General features: G+C 61.9%; 21 protein-coding genes and 1 tRNA gene. 8 read left to right on the top strand and 14 right to left on the bottom strand.

Features of this window, described 5'->3' with window-relative positions; all coding sequences use genetic code 11:
* Positions 1-3 precede the first annotated feature (3 nt).
* The 3 genes from D5400_RS05585 to D5400_RS05575 all read right to left on the bottom strand — a co-directional run bounded on the left by D5400_RS05585 (position 4) and on the right by D5400_RS05575 (position 2,561).
* Entirely contained in the window at positions 4-453 is a 450-nt protein-coding gene (locus D5400_RS05585) for a DUF2948 family protein (protein WP_126008476.1), read from the bottom strand.
* Positions 454-613: 160 nt separating this feature from the next.
* Positions 614-1,903, bottom strand: coding sequence for a UDP-N-acetylglucosamine 1-carboxyvinyltransferase (gene murA / locus D5400_RS05580; protein WP_126008474.1), 1,290 nt, complete (start codon positions 1,901-1,903; stop codon positions 614-616).
* Between the two features lie 331 nt (positions 1,904-2,234).
* Entirely contained in the window at positions 2,235-2,561 is a 327-nt protein-coding gene (locus tag D5400_RS05575; protein ID WP_126008472.1) for a hypothetical protein, read from the bottom strand.
* A 161-nt stretch (positions 2,562-2,722) separates the two neighbouring features.
* Here D5400_RS05575 and D5400_RS05570 point away from each other — a divergent pair.
* Both D5400_RS05570 and D5400_RS05565 read left to right on the top strand, forming a co-directional pair.
* Positions 2,723-2,797, top strand: a tRNA-Thr gene (locus D5400_RS05570).
* Between the two features lie 218 nt (positions 2,798-3,015).
* Positions 3,016-3,717 carry an outer membrane protein gene (locus D5400_RS05565; RefSeq protein ID WP_126008470.1) on the top strand — a complete coding sequence of 234 codons (702 nt, stop codon included), beginning with the start codon at positions 3,016-3,018 and terminating at the stop codon, positions 3,715-3,717.
* 94 nt (positions 3,718-3,811) lie between these two features.
* On the opposite strand, the gene D5400_RS05560 is transcribed toward D5400_RS05565, so the two are convergent.
* The gene (locus tag D5400_RS05560; protein WP_126008468.1) at positions 3,812-5,590 is read right to left on the bottom strand and encodes a flagellin N-terminal helical domain-containing protein; all 1,779 of its coding nucleotides are present in this window, start codon (positions 5,588-5,590) and stop codon (positions 3,812-3,814) included.
* A 181-nt stretch (positions 5,591-5,771) separates the two neighbouring features.
* On the opposite strand from D5400_RS05560, the gene D5400_RS05555 reads away from it, so the two are divergent.
* The gene (locus D5400_RS05555; protein WP_126008466.1) at positions 5,772-6,422 is read left to right on the top strand and encodes a hypothetical protein; all 651 of its coding nucleotides are present in this window, start codon (positions 5,772-5,774) and stop codon (positions 6,420-6,422) included.
* Positions 6,423-6,437: 15 nt separating this feature from the next.
* On the opposite strand, the gene D5400_RS05550 is transcribed toward D5400_RS05555, so the two are convergent.
* The 3 genes from D5400_RS05550 to D5400_RS05540 all read right to left on the bottom strand — a co-directional run bounded on the left by D5400_RS05550 (position 6,438) and on the right by D5400_RS05540 (position 8,776).
* A complete protein-coding gene (locus tag D5400_RS05550) occupies positions 6,438-6,623 on the bottom strand; it encodes a hypothetical protein (protein ID WP_126008464.1) in 186 nt (61 codons plus the stop codon).
* Positions 6,620-7,744 (bottom strand): YeeE/YedE family protein, encoded by a 1,125-nt coding sequence (locus D5400_RS05545; protein WP_126008462.1) that lies wholly within the window; start codon positions 7,742-7,744, stop codon positions 6,620-6,622. Before D5400_RS05545 ends, D5400_RS05550 begins: the two co-directional genes overlap by 4 nt.
* 93 nt (positions 7,745-7,837) lie before the next feature.
* A complete protein-coding gene (locus D5400_RS05540) occupies positions 7,838-8,776 on the bottom strand; it encodes a sulfurtransferase (RefSeq protein WP_126008461.1) in 939 nt (312 codons plus the stop codon).
* 260 nt (positions 8,777-9,036) lie between these two features.
* On the opposite strand from D5400_RS05540, the gene D5400_RS05535 reads away from it, so the two are divergent.
* Positions 9,037-9,768: a YrbL family protein gene (locus D5400_RS05535; protein ID WP_126008459.1), complete on the top strand. Its 732-nt coding sequence runs from the start codon at positions 9,037-9,039 to the stop codon at positions 9,766-9,768.
* A 113-nt stretch (positions 9,769-9,881) separates the two neighbouring features.
* On the opposite strand, the gene D5400_RS05530 is transcribed toward D5400_RS05535, so the two are convergent.
* From D5400_RS05530 to mscL, 3 genes are all read right to left on the bottom strand, one after another.
* Positions 9,882-10,478: an outer membrane protein gene (locus D5400_RS05530; protein WP_164527805.1), complete on the bottom strand. Its 597-nt coding sequence runs from the start codon at positions 10,476-10,478 to the stop codon at positions 9,882-9,884.
* A gap of 166 nt (positions 10,479-10,644) precedes the next feature.
* Positions 10,645-11,811, bottom strand: a complete 1,167-nt coding sequence (locus D5400_RS05525; RefSeq protein WP_126008455.1) for a pyridoxal phosphate-dependent aminotransferase — start codon at positions 11,809-11,811, stop codon at positions 10,645-10,647.
* A gap of 100 nt (positions 11,812-11,911) precedes the next feature.
* Positions 11,912-12,325 (bottom strand): large conductance mechanosensitive channel protein MscL, encoded by a 414-nt coding sequence (gene mscL / locus D5400_RS05520; protein ID WP_126008453.1) that lies wholly within the window; start codon positions 12,323-12,325, stop codon positions 11,912-11,914.
* A gap of 231 nt (positions 12,326-12,556) precedes the next feature.
* Between mscL and D5400_RS05515 the strand changes: the two genes are divergently transcribed.
* Entirely contained in the window at positions 12,557-16,063 is a 3,507-nt protein-coding gene (locus D5400_RS05515; protein WP_126008451.1) for a PAS domain-containing hybrid sensor histidine kinase/response regulator, read from the top strand.
* Positions 16,064-16,067: 4 nt separating this feature from the next.
* Here the strand turns inward: D5400_RS05515 and D5400_RS05510 are convergent, their stop codons facing one another.
* The gene (locus D5400_RS05510) at positions 16,068-16,745 is read right to left on the bottom strand and encodes a response regulator transcription factor (protein ID WP_126008448.1); all 678 of its coding nucleotides are present in this window, start codon (positions 16,743-16,745) and stop codon (positions 16,068-16,070) included.
* An 83-nt stretch (positions 16,746-16,828) separates the two neighbouring features.
* A complete protein-coding gene (locus tag D5400_RS05505; protein WP_205665520.1) occupies positions 16,829-17,164 on the bottom strand; it encodes a hypothetical protein in 336 nt (111 codons plus the stop codon).
* 99 nt (positions 17,165-17,263) lie between these two features.
* Between D5400_RS05505 and D5400_RS05500 the strand changes: the two genes are divergently transcribed.
* Positions 17,264-18,250, top strand: coding sequence for an alpha/beta hydrolase (locus D5400_RS05500; protein ID WP_126008443.1), 987 nt, complete (start codon positions 17,264-17,266; stop codon positions 18,248-18,250).
* 3 nt (positions 18,251-18,253) lie between these two features.
* Here D5400_RS05500 and D5400_RS05495 read toward each other — a convergent pair whose 3' ends face one another.
* Positions 18,254-18,658 (bottom strand): hypothetical protein, encoded by a 405-nt coding sequence (locus D5400_RS05495; RefSeq protein ID WP_126008441.1) that lies wholly within the window; start codon positions 18,656-18,658, stop codon positions 18,254-18,256.
* A gap of 91 nt (positions 18,659-18,749) precedes the next feature.
* On the opposite strand from D5400_RS05495, the gene D5400_RS05490 reads away from it, so the two are divergent.
* Together D5400_RS05490 and D5400_RS05485 are read left to right on the top strand one after the other, a co-directional pair.
* The gene (locus D5400_RS05490; RefSeq protein WP_126008439.1) at positions 18,750-19,097 is read left to right on the top strand and encodes a DUF952 domain-containing protein; all 348 of its coding nucleotides are present in this window, start codon (positions 18,750-18,752) and stop codon (positions 19,095-19,097) included.
* Entirely contained in the window at positions 19,097-20,191 is a 1,095-nt protein-coding gene (locus tag D5400_RS05485) for a quinone-dependent dihydroorotate dehydrogenase (protein WP_126008437.1), read from the top strand. Before D5400_RS05490 ends, D5400_RS05485 begins: the two co-directional genes overlap by 1 nt.
* Here the strand turns inward: D5400_RS05485 and D5400_RS05480 are convergent.
* Positions 20,181-21,533, bottom strand: coding sequence for an MATE family efflux transporter (locus tag D5400_RS05480; protein WP_245451444.1), 1,353 nt, complete (start codon positions 21,531-21,533; stop codon positions 20,181-20,183). The two genes, D5400_RS05485 and D5400_RS05480, sit on opposite strands and share 11 nt — an antisense overlap.
* Positions 21,534-21,570 lie beyond the last annotated feature (37 nt).

The following is a 21,570-nucleotide window of genomic DNA, read 5'->3' as shown; positions in this document are numbered from 1 at the left end:
CGCTCAATCACGTTCTGGATGGCGCGGTCGGCGCTGGGTTTCCCATGCTGGTCCAAGATCGGCAAGCTGCGCCTCGATACATTCAACGTTGAGCTGAACGGAAATATCGTCGGCGAAGATCAGTTCAATCTCTCCACCCGGTCCTTCTGTCGCAACATCGGGCACGAACTGAACCGCGAGCAGCGACAAGACCGTCTCTCGCGCACCGCGATCGAAGCCCCTGGAGCGCACGCCAAGCACACGATCGAAATGCATCGCGGCGCGCCGGCGCTCGAAGCTCTTCTGCCGCTTGCCCTGTGCGACTTCCCAGACGAACCGGTTGGCTCCGAGCACGAACTGCCGGCTCTTGGCGTCGTAGCTCATGTCGCCCACCTTCAGCACGGCGTCCTGCATATGCGCGGAAAGAACGTCGAGGTCTTCGCTGTCGAGGGCTATGAGTTTGATCAGATCCATCACTGCATTCTCTTGGAGACGGCGCCGATGCGCAATGCGGTCGATCCGCTGCGGGCCATGCCACGCGAGCGGCCGTGCTCGCATTTCATTGTGCAGCGCAACATAAGCACGCCCATCCGGTTTCGCAACGGCGACAGCTCGATTACCGCACCCGGGCCGATCAGCCCGAGATGCGCTCGACCTGCGCGCCGCAGTTGGTGAGCTTTTCCTCAAGCCGCTCAAACCCACGATCCAGATGGTAGACGCGGTTGACGACCGTCTCGCCTTCGGCAGCAAGCCCGGCGATGACGAGCGACACCGATGCCCGCAGATCGGTAGCCATCACCTGCGCGCCCTTCAGCCGGTCGACGCCGCTAACGGTGGCGGTCTGGCCCGAAAGCGATATGCGCGCACCAAGCCGCGCGAGTTCCTGCACATGCATGAACCGGTTCTCGAAGATCGTCTCGGTGATCCGCGACTCGCCCTTGGCCATCGTCATCAGCCCCATGAACTGGGCCTGGAGATCGGTCGGAAAGCCCGGAAACGGATCGGTCGTCACATCGACCGGGGCGATTCCCGATCCATTGCGCACGACGCGGATACCGCTTTCCGTTTCGCTGATCTGCGCGCCGGCGGATTGAAGGGCATCCATCGCCGAGCGCAGCAGGTTGATATCGGTGTTTTCGAGAACGACATCGCCACCGGTCATGGCGACGGCCATCGCATAGGTGCCCGTCTCGATGCGGTCCGGAAGCACCCGATGACGCGCGCCCGAAAGCGAGGCGACGCCCTCGATCGTGATCGTCGAGGTGCCGGCGCCTGAGATTTTCGCGCCCATGGCGTTCAGACACTTGGCGAGATCGGCGACTTCCGGTTCGCGTGCAGCGTTCTCGATCTCGGTGACGCCTTTGCCAAGCGTCGCCGCCATCATCAGCACATGTGTCGCGCCGACCGAGACCTTCGGGAACACGTAGCGCCCGCCGACAATGCCCTTCGGCGCCTTGGCGTTCACATAGCCGCCGTCGATTTCGATCTCGACGCCGAGCGCCGCGAGGCCTTCGAGGAAGAGATCCACCGGACGCGTGCCGATGGCGCAGCCACCGGGAAGCGAAACCCGGGCTTCGCCCATGCGGGCTAGAAGCGGACCGATGACCCAGAAGCTCGCCCGCATCTTGGAGACGAGTTCATAAGGCGCGGTCGTGTCGACGATGTTGCGCGCGGTGAAATGCACGGTACGGGCATAGCTTTCGCCCTGGCGCTCACGCCGGCCGTTGACCGTGATGTCGACGCCGTGATTGCCGAGAATGCGCACAAGCTGCTCGACATCCGCCAGATGCGGCACGTTTTCGAGCGTCAGCGTGTCGTCGGTCAGGAGCGAGGCGATCATCAGAGGCAGCGCCGCGTTCTTGGCGCCGGAAATCGGGATGATGCCCGAAAGAGGGTTGCCGCCGATGACTTTGATACGATCCATGCGCTTGCTATGCGGACTGAAAGTCCGCCCTCTCCTGGTGATCGACAAAACCCATTCGCGGGCTGCCCGTCGCATCGTTGCGACCGATTGAATTCAGATCTGCGCGCCGGCACCGCAAGAGCGGCGTGACGCGCCTGATGAGATGCGGCCGCACGGTGGCTATTTTCAGCGCCATCCATGAACCGCATCTTCGATGCCCCACAGGCGCGCTAGAGATCAATTATGCGGATATCAAGACTGATTCGCACCATCCACAGGGCGCCAAGTGAGCATGCCGCGCAAAAGCCACTCCCGGAGTACGCCGCGGCCTGTTTGCCGAGCGCCAGGACGCTCAGGAACTGCCGCTGTCGTCCGCACCGTCGCCCATAGCGCGACGCCCGCGCATCTGCGCCTTGCGACGCCTGAGATTGTCGCGAAGCGCTGCGGCCAGCCGCTCTTTCTTGCGCTCGGCCGCACTGACCGCCTTTGGCGCCATGGCCGCGTCTGGTTTAGGCGATTGCGTATTGCCAGTCGCATCGCGCGCCACGGCCCCGCCGGCATCCTTGGGCGTCGCGCCGCTCAGTGTCGTTCCGATCAACCTGGCCTCATCGCTTTTGCCAATGTCGCGCTCGCCAATGACGCTCTGGCCGCTGTCGCTCTTGCCGATTTCATCACTCATGATCACGTCGCTTTAGCCGATCCCACCATGCAATCAAAGCCTGTGCCGTGCGAATACGGCCATCGGCATCGCCCGCTCAAACGATGCGAGATGCGGCTTGCACTCCCCCTGAACCTATGGCAATAGGCCCCTGCCCGCGGCAAGCCCGCGCCGGCCATCAAGCTGCGGTAGCTCAGTGGTAGAGCACTCCCTTGGTAAGGGAGAGGTCGAGAGTTCAATCCTCTCTCGCAGCACCAGCCCTCCCCCATACGAAAGACTTTCTAGGACTACGTCTTAGGACATTATCCTTTTCGATTTCATCAGCAGGCGCCCGTCGAACCACCACACACCTCACCAACATAAAATTAGCCCGATATAATAAATACTTAGCGCCATCGTGTTGCATTAGGGAGACAGTGCCGCGCCCTCATAGCTTGTACTTCTTGCAGGCGAATCAACTTCAACGGGGGCTCCCATGAAAATCGTTCTTGCCGCATCGGCGGCATTTCTCGCACTTGGTACTGCTTCATACGCTGCCGACGCCATCATGTCGGTTCCATCTGCACCTGCAGCGGCGCCGGTTGCGGCCGCCTACAACTGGTCGGGCTTCTATGTCGGCGCCTTCGGTGGCGTGACGACCGGCGACTACGATTTTACCGGCACGGACGGCACCGACACGCTGGATCTCTCCGTTTCAGGCAGCGGCTTCCTCGGCGGCGCGCAGATCGGCTACGACCAGCAGTTCGGCCAGCTCGTCTTCGGCACGGTTGCCGATATTGCAGCAACCAACCATGAAGCCGAAATCACTGCCGCCGTTCCGGGCTTCGGTGCAGTTCAGGCGGAATCCACGCTGAAGTACCTCGGCACCGTTCGCGCTCGCGCCGGCTTCGCCATGGATGATCTGCTTATTTACGCACACGGCGGCTACGCCTATGGCGAAACCGAGCAGACGCTTTCGGCAACCGGCATCGGCAGCGTCTCGACCGACAACGACGTCAAGCACGGCTTCGCGGTTGGCGCTGGCGTCGAATACGCCGTCACGGACACCATCTCTTTCCAGACGGAGTATTCCTATACCGACCTCGGTGACGACGAGATCTTCAACGCCGGCGGCGTGTCGATCGCGGAAGATCTGAGCTTCCATGCGGTCAAGGTCGGCGTGAACTTCCGCTTCTGATCAGGACCTGACATTTCAAAAGCAAAAGCCCGGCCTCGCGCCGGGCTTTTCTGTGCGTTTGGAGATCCCGCTCAACCGACGCGGGGCGTCCTGCTCAGTTGAACAGCTGCATCACGAGATCGGTATTGTCGTTGGCGATGGCGAGCGACTGTCCGGCCAGCTGTTCCTGCACCTGCAGCGCTTTCAGCCGCGTCGAGACATCGTTCATGTCGGCATCGATGAGCCTGCCAACGCCTTTTTCGATCGACTGGATCAGGCTCGCGTTGAAGTCGGTCTGCATGTCGATGCGCTTTCGGAATGCGCCCAGCGTCGCAGTGCCATCGATCGCCTTCTGCAGCACTGTGTCCATGTAGTTGAGATAAATCCCCTTCATCGCGGGGTTAGTTGCGATGTCGATGGCTCGAAACGACAGATCCGCGAGCGGCTCGATGCTGACGTCGATATTGCTGAACCCGATCCTCGTTCGCCCGCCCGCCAGCCGATCGACGGCAGGATCGGTGCGTATCGATATGGTGGACGCGCCGTCGACCTCGATAAGCACGTCCGGCCAATCTGCGGCGATTAGGGAGGTGAGGAGTTCGTGCATCTCCTCCACCGTCTCGACCTTGCCCGTATCCCGGTCGAAGAGCGCGTTCACATAGCTGCGATCGAACTCATAGAAGCGCTGAGGTTCGCCATTTGCCGAGAAGGAAAATGAGACCTTCACGCCGTCGTCCGACTTTCCGTCCAGATGCACGGTGAACGGCGAAAACGAAAGCGTCATGCCCGAGCCTCGCGTTCCGAAAACCTGCCGATCCGTCAAGCCACTTGCAGAAACACCGACTGCCGTCAGACCGCTGATCTCGAGGTAGGAGCCGTCGAGCCCTGAATTTTCGGATGTGCTGAGCCCTATTGCGTCCTCGACAACAAAAATGTTTCCATCGTCATCGTAGTCCAAGACCTGCGTTGCGTATGCACCAGCTGGGGTAAGGACGTGATTTAGCACGCGGATGTAGTCCTGATACGTCCCGATCGTCCCGTTGGCTGACGGCAGAACCGCGTCGACGACGGTCCGGTCGATGCGCAGCGATGTGGTACGGCCTTGATCGTGAGGCGGCGCCACATCGCTCGGATTGTCCTTGTCGACGACCAGGTCGAAAGTGATCGCGTCCGATGGATCATCGAAGGTCATGGGTCCGGTGAAGTCGAATTTAAAGCGTGCCCGCTCGCCTGCTAGCGTATTGAAACGATCGATGACGATTTCGCCGTCCTGGTTCCGGTAGTTATCGGAGTTACGAATACCGCCGAGCGTGAGAGAAAGGCGGCTGTCGGGCTCCAGGAGCCCGCCGCCGCTGGTGTTGAAGAGCGATGTCTCCGAGAGGTGAAATTCCATCGTGGACAGTGCCGAGAAGCCATTAGCGCTTCGGGTCATCGTCGATGTCACATGGGTGACATCGAGCGTTCGGTCGTGGATGTCATCAATGTCGGTGCTCAACCAGTTCGCGCCGTTAAAGCTCGAAGAAGCGGCGATGGACTCCACCTGGCCTTTGAGTTGATCCAGTTCCTTTTGAATTTTTGCGGGATCGACGCCCGGTTCCTGCGCAGCGACCAGTTTTGCCCGAAACTCGCTCAGCACGTCGATCACCGAAGACAAGCTCTGATAAGCGACATCGATCTTGGCACGCGCGAGGCCAAGCGCATCGCCGACTGCGCCGAGGGCCTTTGCATCGGATTTCATCGTCGTCGAAATCGACCAGTATGCAGCGTTGTCGCTGGCGCTGCCAATGCGCAGACCGCTGGACGCCTGAAGCTGTGTAGAGTTTGAGAGAAGGGCGATAGAACGCAGGGTCGCGCTCGCAGCCATGGCGGCACGATTGGTCAGAACACTGGTCACTGAGGGAAAATCCTGAGGAAGGCGCGCGTCATGCAGCGAAAGAAGTACACGCAGAAATTGCGGTGAAAGTGGTTAACGAAAGATTAACGGCTGCGAATTCTATTCAATCTTTCGTTGCAGTTGGATTGCCACCGCACGCTTCGCCCGCCATTCTGCCTTCAAGGCTTTGGGGGAAGCAGGCATGCAGAAGATCGCGGCAGTCGAGCGCTTCGAGAATGTCGGTATCAATTGCGAATTTGGCTTCGTTCAGCGCGCACTGGGTTGTGAAGCAGGCGGTCTGCTGCGCTGGGCCTTCTGTCCGCCTGCGTCGCTGCTGAAGCTCTTCGAGCGCGATTTCGCCGGTCTCTTCCTGTTCGAGAACCTGATGCCGGATTTCGGCATGGTGCGCGACGCGGCATACGACATCGCATTTCACACCCGCATGAAGTCCGACAGCGTCGGATGGCTCCACGATGAGGACACAAGACGCGCAATTCATGCCGAGGAAGTAGCTAAGGTCGCCCATCTGCTCGAGAAGTTCCGGGGGCGTCTTCAAGATCCGGATGTGGTGTTCGTCGTCAAGGACAATCAGGGAGTGCCGCAAGATCTGCGCATAGAGCTTGCCCAGGCATTCGGCGCCCGCAGCGCTGGACGATTGCTGGTTGTCGATACAACGCCCGATCCAGCGCTGGTGGGGACCGTGATCGAGCACGGCGATTACGTTGAGGGACTTATCGATCGTTTCGCGCCCTATCCCGAATCCGACAAGTTCTCCCCTGCCTGGCTGGAGATACTCGCCGCATTCGAGCGCCACTGCCCGCCGGCCTTGTTAGCCGAGAAATCCCACGCGTGAAAAGACGCGCGCTGCTCACGCGCCGGAGCAGTGGGCCCCGCCCGGTGCCTGACCGGAGCCGAGCGCAATGGGGCTCGGAGCGTTGAAGGGATCAATGCCGCCCGATGCCTGAAGATCGAAGGCAGCGAGCACCAGAACGACCAGCATCGTGGTCAGCGCCACGAGCGTGCGGCCGGGAAAGCGGTAGTGTTCGCTCGTCATGCGGGTTGTCCTTCTCCGACAGGGGGCGTCATTGGTCGCAGCAGCACGGGGCGAAGCTTCAGGCCGACACCGGATCCTATAAACGCTGCCGCAAACCACACCCAGCCATGCAGGCTGCCGGTGGAAATGCCGCTGAAAAACGCCCCGACATTGCAGCCGAACGCAATGCGGGCGCTGTAGCCGAGCACGAGACCGGCGATCAGGATGACGGCCCAGCTTTCGAGTTTGAGGCGCTTGACCTGCTCACCGACGGGAGCACGCCACCGCATGACGAGGAACGCGCCGAAGAGAAGGCCGACATTGGTGAGCGACGTGTAGTCGGTCAGAATGCTCTGCTCCAGCCGCTCCGCATGCACCGGGCCAGACCAGAATGCATTGGCGGCGAGATCCATGCCGACTGCCTGGGCGATCTTGGCGCCCCAAAGCCCGAGACCATAGACGATGCCCCAGGGTTGTCCGGCGACGATAAGGTTGCCGATGGCCAGAAGCGCGATGAGGATCGCTGCGATCCACAACCGGCGCGGCGGCATCTTCTTACCAGGCGCCGAACGGGCGATCACGAAGGCGGCAACCGCAGCAAGTCCTACGAGCGTGAGCGCCAGACCCCCATTGGTCCCGGCAAGCCCTTGGATCGTGAGCGTGGGCAGTGCGCCGAGGCCCGTCCACCAGTCGAGATGCAAGGTGCCGAGAAAGCTGCCGGCGATGAAGCCGACAAGGGCGACGGCGCCGATGAGATTGCCGCTGCCCGCATTGACCAGCGTTCCCGATCCGCAGCCCATGACCAGTTGCATGGCCGCACCGAACACGAAAGCACCGGCGATCATCGCCAGGCCGATCGGCGCATGCGCACCGATGAGTTCACCGGGTGCAGAGGCGAGTAGTGGAATGGCGACGGCCGCAGTCAGCCCGATCGCCAGCAGCTGCGCGACCAGACCGCGCCCGTCCCTTTCGGTGATCATCACCCTCCATGGGCCGGCAAAGCCGAAGCGAAGCCCCTCAAGTGCAAGGCCAAAGCCGATGCCGACCAGAACGAGAAGAGCCGCGCGCGGACCCGCGAGGCCGAAGACGACGACGACCAGCACGAGGCTGGCGGCGATCAGCGACAGACGGTTGAGGATCATTTCAATCACTACCTGAACAATGCGGACCGCGCCCCGATCAGGGCGCGGCGGACGTCTGGATTAAAAAGGTGGACTTCAGGCCCGATCCCGAGATCAGGAGAAGAGGCTTTCCACCCAGCGCTTCGTCGAAAGCCAGTAATAGGTGAAGGCGTTCGGCTGGTTGGCGACGGGACGGTCCGCCTGGGTCCATTCCGCCATGCTTTCGGCATAGAGGCGGGTGTTCTCGACGCCGGCCATTTCACTCAGCGCGAACCAGTTGATTGCCGCCCAATGGCCAGTGTTGCAGAAGGATACCGTAAGCGGCGCATCGGTCTGGCCGTAATCCTCGGCAATCTGGCGGGCAGCTGCCGCATCGACCATGCGGTTGCCCTCAAACCAGCTTTCATAGGTGAGGTTACCGGCATCCGGCAGCGTGCCAGGATCGGCGACGGTCCACATGATGCCTTCGAAGAAGCTCTGCGGGCGCGCGTCGATCAGGCGGGCATCACCGGAAGCGACATGCTGCTCGACTTCTTCGGTGGAGACACGCCACTCATCCGACCACTGAGGCTCCCAGCTGCTCGCCGTCACGGAGCCAGCTTCATTCTCTACATCGAGGCCCGCCTCGCGCCAGGCCGTGAAGCCACCATTGACCAGCGCGAGATCCTCCACGCCGAGCGACTTCAGCGTCCAGTAGACGCGCGCTGCGGTGCCCATGTCGGTCGTGTCTGCGCCTTCATGAACCAGCACCACCGGCGTGTCGGCCTCGATGCCGAGGCTCTGGACGAGATCCTGGTAGTACTCCACTTCGCGGAGCGCGCCGGGGTTCTCCGCAGGTCCACGCCAATCGGCATAGGGTGCGGAAACAGCGCCCGGGATGAAGCCGCTGTCACCGCTGACGCGAATGATGCGGACAGTCTCGTCCTGCGCCAGGATCGCGGACAATTCTTGCGGCTCGAGAAGCGGCTTCCAGCCATCCGGCGCGGCGAATGCCGTGCTGGCGAGAAGGGGCGAAACGAGAGCTGCGATCAGCAGGCTGCGCGCTTGGGGCATTGTGAACTCCGACAATAAGCAAGGAAAACTTGAAGGCTAAATATGAGCCCGGGCGCTTTTTGACAAACCGGGAGGACAGGGTCTCCGAGAACTTTTCCGGCTCCTGCGTCACCCCACGGAAAATTTGCCCGCCATGCGCCGGCGACACAGGATGATTCAAAGCGTAACGGACGAAGAACGATAAATTTTTCCAGCGCCCACGGGACAGATGCAGCCTCGTCGTCGACGCGATTGCCTTGACGCATGAGCTTTTTGGCTCAATGACGGGCAAATCCTCGTCCACCACCTTGTTCCCGCCGGAGAGAACCGCGATTTTGTCCAGCAGCCATCACGATGTGCTCGACCTGACCGATGTGCCTCTCATCGGCCAGGGCACGAAGCGGCGGGTGTTTCATCACCCCGGCGATCCCAGTTGCTGCATCAAGATCGTTCGCCCGGACCTGAAGAACTGGACCCGTCCCTTCCAGGGCTGGAAGCGGTATTTCTATCGCTCCGGCGCCCATTCCATGCAGATCGACGAATTGCGCGAGCAATTCGCACTCTATGCGCTTGGCGGCTACCCGGATTTCATGACGCCGATCCGCGGCCTGCTGGAAACCAATCTCGGACCCGGGCTGGTCGTTGGCATCGTGCGCGATGACGACGGCACGCTGGCGCCGGATGTCCGCCAGATGATCCTGCGCAAGACGTTCACCCCCGCTGCCGAGCAGGCAGTTGAAGACTTCTTCCGCAAGGTGCTGGCGGCACCCATCGTCGTCAGCGATCTGACGCCGCAGAATATCTGCTGTGCACGGCGAGGTGATGGTTATGCGTGTTTCATGGTGGATGGCTGGGGAGATGACAGCCTGCTGAAGCTCAAATCCTTCAGCACGAGCATCAACACCCTCCTGAAACGCTTCGCCATCGCGCAATGTCGCGCCAAGATGAGAAACTACCAGGCACTGGTGGCAAAGGGTGCGATCGACGAAAGCACCGGAGCCCAGCCGGTCTGAGATCGCTGTGTCGGCGCGAGGCGGCAGCCGAATCGGTCACGCACTCACTGGCCGAAAAGCAGAAGGGCGAGCTTTCGCCCGCCCTTTGCTTTAGCTTTGTCGCTCTCAGGCGATCAGAACTTGAAGGAAGCCTTCGCCTTCAGAGTGTGGACGTTGACGTCGATGCCGCTGTCGTCGAAGTTCGAGAAGTCGTGGTAGAGGTACTCGGCACCGACGATGATGTTGTCGGTAGCAGCGAAATCAACGCCAGCGCCCACGAGCCAGCCGAAATCATTCAGGTCACCGAGAGCGGTGTCGGCGGTCGCATAAGCACCACCTGCCGTACCGTAGACGAGAACCTGGCCGAGATCGGCGCCGGCACGCAGCTTGGCGCGTGCAACGCCGTCGATTTCACCGAGGCCACCATCGATCTCGACATTTGCGAAGTCGTAGTCGACTTCGCCGCCGACGACGAAGCCGCCGAAGTCGTAGTTGTAACCGGCATGGATGCCGCCGAGCACGCCGTCAGCGTCGATCGTTGCAGGACCGGTGTCGAGCTCGGCCCAGGCATAACCAGCCTGAATACCGATATACGGACCGGTCCAGTCGAAGCCGGGAGCGACGAAAGGAGCGCTGGCGGGAGCCGGCTCGTTGTAGACGATGGCGTCGGCTGCAAATGCCGATGCGGACATGACGGTAGAGGCAAGTGCGATTGCGATGATGTGCTTCATTGTCTTCTCCATAGGCGACCCGATTGAGGGAGTGGATCGCTTGAATTTCATGGCGCCACTATCGCTGAAAATATGAACCAATCCTTTACGATCCAGTTCAACTTCTCCACGATTTCAGCGCTGTGGCGAAGTTGCAACAGGCTTTGGAAGGGAGGTTCGCCAGACGTCAGCGGTCGGCGATGAACGCCTGTAACCGGTCGGCAGCCTCCGTCACCTGGTCAAGGCGGCGCAGGAAGCAGGCGCGGAAGAAGGGCGAGCCTCCAGCACCGAATGCCGTGCCCGGCGCAAGCCCGACCGCCGTGCTGTCGACAATGTCGAGTGCGGCCCGTCTCGGGTCGTCGATGCCGTCGATCGCGAAGAACGCGTAGAAGGCGCCATCTGGTTTCACGAGGCGCACGCGGTTGGTTGTCAGCAGCGCATCGCAGAAGAGATCCCGTGCTTGACGCGCCCGCTCGACCTGTTCGTCCACGAAACCGTCGCCGTGTTCGAGTGCTGCCGCAGCGCCCTGCTGCAGGAAATGCGGCACGCCCGACGTTGCGTACTGGATGAGGTTCTCCAGCACCTGGCCCATTTCCGGCGGCGCCGTGATCCATCCCATCCGCCAGCCGGTCATTGCCCAGTTCTTGGAAAAGGAATTGACGAAGAGAATGCGGTCGCCCTCTTCCCGGATGTCGAAGAACGATGGTGCACGGCCACCGGCATAATAAAAGCGCGAATAGATTTCATCCGCCATGATCCAAAGACCATGGCGCCGGGCGAGATCGAGGATCTGCTTGAGATCGTCGGCCGACGCGGTCCAGCCGGTCGGGTTGGACGGTGAGTTTACGAAGATCGCCTTTGTGCGCGGCGTGATGGACGCTTCGAGCCTGCCGATATCGAGGTTCCAGCCGCGTTCGGTGAATTCGAGCAGCACGGGCACCGGTTGCGAGCCGCAGATGGTAACCGCGGCCGGGAAGTTCGGCCAGGCCGGCGACAGGTAGAGCACCTCTGATCCTGCCGGGACGATCGCTTCCAGGCCGATGCGGATCGCCTGCATGCCCGAAACCGTCACGTAGAACTCGTTCGCGTCGAAAGACGCGCCGAAATGGCGTGTATGGTAGCGGGCCAGTTCCTGCCGCAGATTGGGGATGCCGCGCTGCCAGGTGTAGAACGTCTCGCCGCGCGTCAGCGATGCCGACGCGGCATCCGAGATGAAGGCTGGCGTCGGCTGGTCACCCTCGCCGACCCAAAGCGCAATCAGCCCTTCACGGCTGCGCCCGTGATTGACGACTTCGACGATCCCGCTTTCCGGCACGGAATGCGCAATCGGGCTCAGATGGTCCATGAGGGACATGAATGTACTCCGCCTCTTGATCGGCACTGCCTATCGCGATTCGAGGCGGGGCACACGTCATAAGCACTGATCGACGGATCGATGCTGATGATGGACGAACCTACCTCTTCAGCAGGTCCCTGATCTCGGTCAGAAGCAGGATATCGGCGGGCGGAGCGGTGTCCTGCGCCGGGTCTTCCTGCTTGCGACGAAGCCGGTTCACGCCCTTGACCATCAAGAAGATGATGAAGGCGAGGATCACGAAATTGATCACGACCGTCAGGAAGTTGCCGTAGGCGAGAACCGCGCCCTGTTCGCGGGCGGCTGCCAACGTATTGGCCGTGACGTCGGACGACAACGGAATGAAGTAGTTTGAAAAATCGACGCCCGAGCCGAGAACGGCTCCGACGAGCGGCATGACGACATCATCGACGACCGAGGAAACGATCAGACCGAAGGCTCCGCCGATAATCACACCGACTGCCAGGTCCATGACGTTGCCGCGGGCAATAAACTCCTTGAATTCGTTCAGCATTGACTACCCTCCATTGGCGGTCGGTAACCCCTCGACCAAGCCGGCGTGCTGTGACCGGCATTGTGCAGGATTATCACAAGCAATGGTGCACCACGATACGATTTCGCGCATGCGGTAGGACTTGCGCACCGTCTTTCGCATGATTTGCGCAAAGTCCGGATCGCGCTATGCTTTCCTGTCGTAATGGACGGCGTTTCTGTCTTATGACGGCAGGGCGATTGGGGAGGTTGAATGGTCGCCGGCTGGGTCATTTTCTGTTCGGCGCTGTTTTACATGCTGCTGCTTTTCGCCATTGCGACCTATGGCGACAAGATCGGCATGCGCCCCAAGCGACGGCTTGCCGGCCGGCCCGTCATTTTCGCACTGAGCCTGGCGATCTATTGCACGTCCTGGACCTATTTCGGTTCCGTGGGCCTTGCGACGGAGCGCGGACTCGAATTTCTCGGGATCTATATCGGCCCGATCCTGATGTTTACGATCGGCTTTCCCGTCATCCGCCGCATCGTGCGCCTCGCCAAAGCCGAAAAGATCACGTCGATCGCGGATTTCATCGCGGCGCGCTACGGCAAGAACCCGCTTGTGGCAGGCATCGTCGCCCTCATCGCCGTCATCAGCGCCGTTCCCTATATCGCCCTTCAGCTGAAGGCCGTGTCCAGCAGCGTGACGGCCATCGTCAATGCAAACGGCGCCGATGGCATTCGCGAGTCTTTCCTCGTCACCGAGATATCGCTGGTCGTCGCCGGCATGCTCGCCGTCTTCGCCGTGATCTTCGGGACCCGTCATACAGATGCGACAGAGCACCAGGACGGCCTGATCCTCGCCATCGCCATGGAATCCGTCGTCAAGCTCATCGCCTTCACCATGGTGGGTCTCTTCGTCGTCTATTGGATCTTCGATTCCCCGGGGGTCCTCTTCGAGGCGGCGCAGATGAACGCGCAGGCCGTGGAAGCCATGGCCTATGAAACGTCGCTCGGCCGATGGCTCCTGCTGACGGTGCTCTCGGCCTTTGCGATCATTCTCCTGCCGCGACAGTTCCATGTCACCGTCGTGGAAAACCGCACCCACGACGAGCTGAAGACGGCAGCCTTCCTCTTTCCGGCCTATCTCATCGCCATCAACCTCTTCGTGCTGCCGGTAGCGCTCGCCGGCCTCATCGTCTTCGACGGCGGCGGTGACGCTGATCTGTATCTGTTGTCCCTGCCGCTTGCCTTCGACGTGCCGGAACTCACGCTCATCACCTTCATCGGCGGGTTTTCCGCCGCAACCGCCATGGTCATCGTCGCCTCGGTGGCGATCTCGATCATGATCTCCAACGACATCGTGATGCCGGTGCTATTGCGCCAAAGCTCGTTTCGCCGTTCGATCGCCGGCCGCGACGCCTCGCTGACCATCCTGCGCATTCGCCGCACAGCCATCTTCTTCACGGTCTTTCTCGGCTACTGTTACTTCCGCGCATCGGATGTCAGCGGAGGCCTGGCGTCGATCGGCCTCCTATCGTTCGCGGCGATCGCCCAGCTCGCCCCCGCGCTGTTCGGCGGTCTCATCTGGCGCGGTGCAAATGCGCGAGGCGTCGTGGCTGGCCTCATCGGCGGCACGCTGGTCTGGTTCTATCTCCTCTTCATCCCGAGCCTTGGTGGGCCCGAGCAGACCATGCTTTCGGCCCAAATCCTGAGTTTCCTGCTTCCGGGAATGGACGCCACGTCGCCGGCCATGGCCGATCCGCTGCTGAACGCAACCGTCTTGAGCCTCGGGCTCAACATCGTGCTTTACGTCGTGGGCTCCCTGTCGCGCGATCTGAAGCCCCTTGAAAGGCTGCAGGCGAACGTCTTCATCCCGCAGCGGTCACTGGCAAACCCAGCTTCCGGCCGCTGGTCCACGAAGGTGACCGTCAAGGACCTGAAGGCGACGATCGCGCGTTATCTGGGCGAGCGGCGCACGGAACGCTCGTTCCACACCTACGAGACGACCACTGGTCGTTGGCTGGAGCCCCAATCCGCGGTGGACATGGGCCTGGTGCGGTTTGCGGAACAGCTTCTGGGCAGCGCGATCGGCTCCGCGTCCTCGCGCCTGGTGCTCTCGCTCCTGTTCCAGAAGCATGACGATACATCGGCCGCCACGGCGAGGCTCCTCGACGAGGCCTCGGAGGCACTACAGTACAATCGCGACCTGCTGCAGACGGCGCTCGGCCAGATGGACCAGGGCATAACGGTCTTCGATCATCTGAGCCGATTGACCGTCTGGAACACCCGTTTTCGCGACCTGCTCGGCTTGCCCGAAGCCGTCGGGCAGGTCGGGTTTCCGCTGCGCGAGATCATCGCGATCATGAAGGAGCGCGGTGACATCGACCCGAAGCAGGCCGACAAGGTGCTTGCCGACTTCATGGTGATGGACAAGGCCTTCGCGCTCGAACTTCCGAGCTTCGGTCGGATCATTGAAATCCGGTCGAACCCGATGCCCGACAAGGGCATTGTTACCACCTATGCCGACATCACCCAGCGCGTAAAGGCCGATCTCGCCCTCAAGCAGATCAACGAGACACTGGAGCAGCGCGTTGCCGAGCGCACCTTCGAGTTGACCCGGGTGAACGAAGAGCTCGCGGAAGCCCGCGCCACGGCCGAAGAGGCCAATATCGGCAAGACCCGCTTCCTCGCGGCAGCCGGCCACGACATTCTCCAGCCGCTCAATGCCGCCCGCCTCTATTCGTCAGCACTCGTTGAACGCCTCGACGACACGGCGAACCGCGACCTTGCCACCAACATCGATTCCTCGCTCGATTCCGTGGAATCGATCCTCGGCGCGGTGCTGGACATTTCCCGCCTCGACACCGGAGCGATGAAGCCGCGTTTCTCCGTCGTCGCGCTCGATGAGCTCTTTCGCCGGATCGAAACGGACTTCGCGCCGGTCGCCGCCGCAGGAAACCTGCGCTTCAAGGTCATGAAGACATCGCTCGTCGTGCGCACCGACCCAAACCTTTTGCGCCGCCTGATCCAGAACCTTGTCTCGAACGCGCTCAAATACACCAAGAGCGGTGGCGTCGTCGTCGGGGCTCGGCGGCGGGGCAAGGATGTTGAGATCCAGGTGGTCGATACGGGCATCGGCATACCGTCCTCGAAATTCCGCACCGTTTTCAAGGAATTCGCGAGACTCGAGGAAGGCATGCGGACCGCCAGCGGCCTCGGTCTCGGCCTTTCCATCGTCGATCGCATGGCGCGCGTGCTCAATCACCGCGTCAGCCTGAGCTCCGTATCCGGGCGCGGCACCGATTTCCGCGTCACCGTTCCGATGGAAAAGGCAAGCCGCGTGGCGATCGCGGAGAAGATCGGCGGTCACGACATGCGGCCGATGACGAGCCTCGGCGGTCTCCGCGTCCTCGTGCTGGACAACGAAAAACGCATCACCGAAGGCATGATCACCCTGCTCACGGGCTGGGGCTGCTCTGTCACCGGGTTGCATTCGATCGCCGATATCGACGCGCTCTCACCCACGCATCCGGCGCCGGACGCGCTGATCGTCGATTATCATCTGGATGACGGCGATGGCATCGGGGCGGTCATTCGCCTGCGCAAGCACTTTGCGGCCGACCTGCCGGCGCTGATGGTCACCGCCGACCGAACGGTGGAGGTGCGCACCATGGCGGATGCGGAAGGAATTGCCATCCAGAACAAGCCGGTTCGGCCTGCAGCACTGCGCGCGTTTCTGACCAGGATCGCCGCTGCGCGTCGTCAGGCGGCGGAGTGACGTATTAGTGACTCGAGGCGCTTTCCGGCAGGGCGTTCAACCCGCCCATGCCGATGCGCGACAGCTGGATGACCGCCTGTGTTCGGCTGTCGACACCGAGCTTCTGCAGCACAGCGGACACATGGGCCTTGATGGTGGCTTCCGACACACTGAGCTCGTAGGCGATCTGCTTGTTCAGCAAGCCCTCGGCCAGCATTCCGAGTACCCGGCTCTGCTGAGGCGTGAGCGTCTGCAGGCGGCGAATGAGATCCTGCACCTCGGTGTCGGCTTCTTCCGCAACGTCGATCGAGGCGGGAACCCAGACTTCGCCATCCAGCACGGCCCGCACGGCGGCCCGAATATCGTCGATGCTTGCGGATTTCGGGATGAATCCCGATGCACCGAGATCAAGCACCCGGCGGATCGTTGCCCCATCGTCCGAAGCCGACACGATGACCACCGGCAGGCTGACGAATTCCGCGCGCAGGGAAATCAGGCCCGAAAGGCCGCTCACGCCGGGCATGGCGAGATCGAGCAGCATGATGTCCGCATCGGGATGGTCGATGACCGCTTGCCGCGTTGCATCGAAATCACCGGATTCGACGATCTCGACCGCCTCGCCCAATCCGTTGAGCGCCTGCCGCAACGCACCGCGAAACAGCGGATGGTCATCGGCGATGATGATTGTGGTGTTCGAAGTCAAATGCCCCTCCCGACGGCGCTTCGGTTAGACCTCCGCCCGGGCGCCGACACTGGACGCTCATGCTAGACGCGAACGCTATGCGTTCAAAGCGCTTTCTGCTCTTGTCCACGAACGGACGCAACCGCATGCCCGGCCCAATCCCGGATCTTGTGCCAACGAACGACGAACCAGAGCGCGGTCCAGAGATTGCCGAGAAATGGCAGCGGCAGGCACCACAACAGGACGGCGAGAGGCCTCCGCTCGACGAGCGCGATGATCACGACGAACAGAAAAAGGCCGAGATAGAGATCCACCAAAGACACGATCCCCCAGGGATCAGACGTCAGGAAGCTGCCGGTTGCCCAGAAATCGCCCGTCAGGCTCGCCCAAACGATCAGCAACCCGAAGGCGAGCCCAAAAAGTCCGATGATGATCCTCAACTGCATATCTCCTCGTCGACGCGCCCATTGCCATCCTGGACTGCACCCATATGGTGCAGGACGGGCAAAACGACAGTCTTGAGAAGAGGTTCGTGCGTGATGAGTTCAGTCGACTGGCCAGGTCCCGACATTTTCGCGCCCGAAAATATCGACGGGGAAATCCGGGAGCTCAACGAAAGCATCCTGTCCCGGCTGGCTGCGGCACCCGACATCTGGTCGTTCAGCCTGCCGGAGATCAGGAAGGCGCGCGCTGCCGGTCGTGGCTCGTTTCCACTGCCGGCACCCGACCGCCACGCCATCGAGCAGACCATCGTGGGCGATGACGGACATCCGATCGGCCTGCGCATCCTGCATCCGCTGACACGCGCTCCACGCGGAACCTATCTGCATTTTCACGGCGGTGGATGGGTGATGGGAACGGCGCGCGAGAACGATCTGCGTTTGCGGCGCCTGGTCGAAGTAACCGGCTTTTCTGCTGTGTCGGTCGACTACCGTCTTGCTCCCGAACACCCCTTTCCTGCCGCCATCGACGATTGCCTGACCGCGGCCTTGTGGCTCGTCGGCGAAGGCGGCTCGGAGTTTGACCGTTCCGTTCTGGCCATCGGGGGCGAATCCGCCGGCGCACACCTCACCGTCGCCACCCTCGTGGCATTGCGCGATCGCTACCAGCTGACGCCATTCTCAGCCGCCAATCTCACGGCGGGCTGTTTTGATCTGTCGCTTACTCCGAGCGTGCGGAACTGGGGCAGCGACAAGCTGATCCTCAACACCCGGGACGTGGAAAAATTCGTCGAGAATTTCGTGCCGGCAACGATCGACCGGCGCGACCCCGCCGTTTCACCGCTCTTTGCCGACTTGGCCGACATGCCGCCGGCATTGTTTTCCTGCGGAACCGCAGACCTTTTGATCGACGACACGCTTTTTATGGCAGCCCGCTGGCTGGCTGCCGGCAACACGGCCGAGATCGACATTGCGCCAGGCGGCTGTCACGTCTTCCAGAGCTTCGAAACGAAGCTGGCCGAAGCGAGCCGGGAGCGGATAGAAACCTTCCTCAACAGCCGGATCGATGCGGCGCTCGCCACATAGCGATCAGGTGCGGGTGCCGTCCTCGGTCGTGCCCAGCTCCTGCTGGAATTCCTGGATCATGCCGAAGAAGCGGCGCATGAAGCTTTCCATGATGCCCATCGCACGGTCGATCTCTTCCTCGGGCGGCAGATCGGCCGAGGACAACTCTGCAAGCCGCTCCTCGAGCGCCGTGACTCGGTCAGACAGCGCGTCGAGATCCGTCTCGAAGGCCTGCCGATCGTCGGCCGCCAGCCGGCACACGAGATCCTCGCCCTGCTCGCGACAGACCGAGACTTCGCCGGTCTGCCGATCCATGCGCACGAAGCCATCTTCGGTACGCTCCATGGAGTAGCGCCCATCGTCCTGCGCGACCGCGGGGCCCGCCAAAAGGCCGAGGATCAGCGCGGCGGCGGGAAATTTGTGCAACATCGTCGCCTCCAATTGCTTAATCACAGTCACTATGCCCATTGAAACGCGTCCGAAATAGGATATCCGGATCGTTACACGCGAAGGGACTCGCATGACAGCACCGATCTACAAGATCGCGCCGCGCCCGCTTTGGGAAGCAGCCGAAGCCGCGGGCCAATTCGTCGGTGCGCCGATCGATCTCATCGACGGTTATATCCATTTCTCCACAGCCGATCAGGTTCGCGAGACGGCGGCCAAGCATTTCCAGGGCCAGGACGATCTGGTGCTCGTCGCGATCGATTCCGAACAGCTCGGCGATCATCTGGTCTATGAACCGTCCCGCGGCGGGCAGCTCTTTCCGCATCTCTATACGCCGCTGGAATTGTCGGCCGTGCTCTGGGTGAAGCCTTTGCCGCTGAACGCCGACGGCTCCCACAATTTTCCGGCACTGGACGCCTGATGTCTTTCACCGCCGATATCGGCCGCCAGCTTCTGTTTCTGTTGCAGCCTGAAACGGCGCATGGACTGGCCATTCGGGCGCTGTCGGCAGGCCTGGTGCCTGCCCCGCCCCCGGTGCGCGACAAGCGTCTGGAAACACGTGTCGCCAATCTGATCCTGCCGAACCCGATTGGCATGGCCGCCGGTTTCGACAAGGACGCGGAAGTGCCGAATGCGCTTCTGCAGCTCGGCTTCGGCTTCGTCGAAATCGGCACGGTGACCCCGAAGCCGCAGGCGGGAAACCCGCAGCCCCGCATCTTCCGGCTGCCGGAGGACGAAGCCGTGATCAACCGGCTCGGCTTCAACAATCGCGGACATGAGGCGGCGTTAGCTAGGCTCAAGAAGCGCTCGCGCCGGGCAGGTATCGTCGGCGTGAACATCGGCGCCAACAAGGACAGCGACGACCGCGTTGCCGATTACGCGGCCGGCATCAAGACCTTCGCGACGGTCGCCGACTATTTCACGATCAATGTTTCCTCGCCGAACACACCCGGCCTTCGCGACCTGCAGGCGCGCGAAAGCCTGGCCGAACTGCTGAAATCAGTGACCGCTGCGCGCGAAGCTGCCGCCAGCATCACGGGCAAGCGCCTCTCGGTGTTTCTCAAGATCGCGCCGGATCTGGATGAAGCCGCGCTCGACGACGTCGCCGAAATGGCGCTGGCCCATGCCATCGAAGGTGTGATCGTTTCCAACACCACCCTGTCGCGCGCCGGCCTGACCAACAGCGACAAGGCACGCGAGACGGGTGGCCTTTCCGGACGCCCGCTGTTTGAACGCTCCACCATCATGCTGGCGCGCCTGCGTCGACGTGTGGGGACCAGTCTGGTGCTGATCGGCGTCGGCGGCGTCGATTCCGCAGAAGCGGCCCTCACGAAGATCAAGGCGGGCGCCGATCTCGTGCAACTCTACACGGGCCTCATCTATCGCGGCCCGGCGATCGCGCATGACATCACCAAAGGTCTGGTCGATCGTCTCGATGCCGACGGCGTCGCCGTCATTGCCGATTACCGTGATACCGAAGTCGATGCCTGGGCGGATCTCGCGCTCACTGCCTGAACGTCGCCAAGGCGCGGCGCGGTATGAGCAGATAAAGCGAGATGCCGCGCAGCCCGAGGAACAGGTTGAACGCGGCCCAAAGCCCGTGATTGCCGGCCATGGGCACGACGAACCAGACCATCGCGACAAAGGCGATCAGCGACAAAACCATCATGTTGCGCATGTCGCGCGACCAGGTCGCGCCAATGAAGACGCCGTCCATCTGAAATGCCAGCACGCCGGCTAGCCCGGTCAGCGCCGCCCATGGCAGATAGATCCGAGCGGCCTCACGCACCTCCGGCGCGGTGGTGACGATATCGATCAGCGCCGGCCCCGCCAGCAGAAAGAACGCGGCTGCAATGCCTGAAAGGGCAAAGCCCCACATCACCGTCAGTCGGATGGCCTTGTCGAAAGCCGGCCGATGCAGCGCGCCGATCGAGCGACCGACGATCTGCTCGGAGGCCGTCGCCAAGCCGTCGAGATAAAACCCTGCGATCATGAAAAAGTTGAGAAGCACCGCATTGGCTGCCAGCGTGACCGGTCCGAATTGCGCCCCTGTGCGCGTGAACAGCGCGAAGGCGGTGAGAAGCGACAGCGATCGGATCATGATGTCGCGATTGAGCGCCATCAGCGCAACGAGCGCCTTCCGGTCGAAGAGCGACAACCAGCCCTGTCGTGATTGGCGTGAAAAGCGCCCGACGATGATCGCGAAGCCGCAGACGGCGCCGATGCACTCGGCTGCAACCGTCCCCCAGGCGACCCCTGCGATGCCCCATCCGAGCACCACGCCGAGATAGAGCGAGAGGGCGATGTTGGCGCCGTTGATCACCACCTGCAGACCGAGGCCGAGCCGGGCTTCTCCGCGACCGAGGACAAAACCAAGGATAGTGTAGTTCGCAAGCGCGGCCGGCGCCGAGAGAAAGCGGATCGCCGTATAGGTTTCGGCCGCAGCGCGCACGTCCGCGCTGGGCTCCATGAAGGCCAGCCCCGCGCCGGTGATCCATTGTGCAAGCAGCACGAAGATGATGCCGATTCCGAGCGCGAGGATCAGTGCGCGCCAAAAGATCGTCTGTTCCTCGCCGACATCGCCGCGCCCTGCCGATTGCGCGACCAGCCCGGTCGTTGCCGCGCGCAGGAAATTGCAGCTGACGAACACAAAATCGAAGATGATGGCCCCGATCGCAAGGCCGCCAAGCGGCGCGGCCTCACCCGACTGGCCCACGATCGCCGTGTCGGTCAACCCGATCAGCGGCGTCGTCATGAAGGCGAGCGTCATCGGCAGCGCGATCGCGAGCACCGATCGGCTGGTCACCTCGAACGACCGGGCAGCGGACACATTGGAAATCGGTGGGTTGGGCGACAAGAAAGCGACCTTGAGCGAAGCGAAGCGAACGTCGCAC

It is taken from the genome of Georhizobium profundi, assembly GCF_003952725.1.
GTDB classification, from domain to species: Bacteria; Pseudomonadota; Alphaproteobacteria; order Rhizobiales; family Rhizobiaceae; genus Georhizobium; species Georhizobium profundi.
Note: the sequence above shows the minus strand (reverse complement) of the source record. Positions and strands in the feature narration are given on the sequence as shown.

What these genes read in the sequence shown, in the direction of transcription:
- D5400_RS05585 (WP_126008476.1), bottom strand. Translation starts at nt 453, where the DNA reads ATGGATCTGATCAAACTCATAGCCCTCGACAGCGAAGACCTCGACGTT.
- murA (WP_126008474.1), bottom strand. Translation starts at nt 1,903, where the DNA reads ATGGATCGTATCAAAGTCATCGGCGGCAACCCTCTTTCGGGCATCATC.
- D5400_RS05575 (WP_126008472.1), bottom strand. Translation starts at nt 2,561, where the DNA reads ATGAGTGATGAAATCGGCAAGAGCGACAGCGGCCAGAGCGTCATTGGC.
- D5400_RS05565 (WP_126008470.1), top strand. Translation starts at nt 3,016, where the DNA reads ATGAAAATCGTTCTTGCCGCATCGGCGGCATTTCTCGCACTTGGTACT.
- D5400_RS05555 (WP_126008466.1), top strand. Translation starts at nt 5,772, where the DNA reads ATGCAGAAGATCGCGGCAGTCGAGCGCTTCGAGAATGTCGGTATCAAT.
- D5400_RS05550 (WP_126008464.1), bottom strand. Translation starts at nt 6,623, where the DNA reads ATGACGAGCGAACACTACCGCTTTCCCGGCCGCACGCTCGTGGCGCTG.
- D5400_RS05545 (WP_126008462.1), bottom strand. Translation starts at nt 7,744, where the DNA reads ATGATCCTCAACCGTCTGTCGCTGATCGCCGCCAGCCTCGTGCTGGTC.
- D5400_RS05540 (WP_126008461.1), bottom strand. Translation starts at nt 8,776, where the DNA reads ATGCCCCAAGCGCGCAGCCTGCTGATCGCAGCTCTCGTTTCGCCCCTT.
- D5400_RS05535 (WP_126008459.1), top strand. Translation starts at nt 9,037, where the DNA reads ATGACGGGCAAATCCTCGTCCACCACCTTGTTCCCGCCGGAGAGAACC.
- D5400_RS05530 (WP_164527805.1), bottom strand. Translation starts at nt 10,478, where the DNA reads ATGAAGCACATCATCGCAATCGCACTTGCCTCTACCGTCATGTCCGCA.
- D5400_RS05525 (WP_126008455.1), bottom strand. Translation starts at nt 11,811, where the DNA reads ATGTCCCTCATGGACCATCTGAGCCCGATTGCGCATTCCGTGCCGGAA.
- mscL (WP_126008453.1), bottom strand. Translation starts at nt 12,325, where the DNA reads ATGCTGAACGAATTCAAGGAGTTTATTGCCCGCGGCAACGTCATGGAC.
- D5400_RS05515 (WP_126008451.1), top strand. Translation starts at nt 12,557, where the DNA reads ATGGTCGCCGGCTGGGTCATTTTCTGTTCGGCGCTGTTTTACATGCTG.
- D5400_RS05500 (WP_126008443.1), top strand. Translation starts at nt 17,264, where the DNA reads ATGAGTTCAGTCGACTGGCCAGGTCCCGACATTTTCGCGCCCGAAAAT.
- D5400_RS05495 (WP_126008441.1), bottom strand. Translation starts at nt 18,658, where the DNA reads ATGTTGCACAAATTTCCCGCCGCCGCGCTGATCCTCGGCCTTTTGGCG.
- D5400_RS05490 (WP_126008439.1), top strand. Translation starts at nt 18,750, where the DNA reads ATGACAGCACCGATCTACAAGATCGCGCCGCGCCCGCTTTGGGAAGCA.
- D5400_RS05485 (WP_126008437.1), top strand. Translation starts at nt 19,097, where the DNA reads ATGTCTTTCACCGCCGATATCGGCCGCCAGCTTCTGTTTCTGTTGCAG.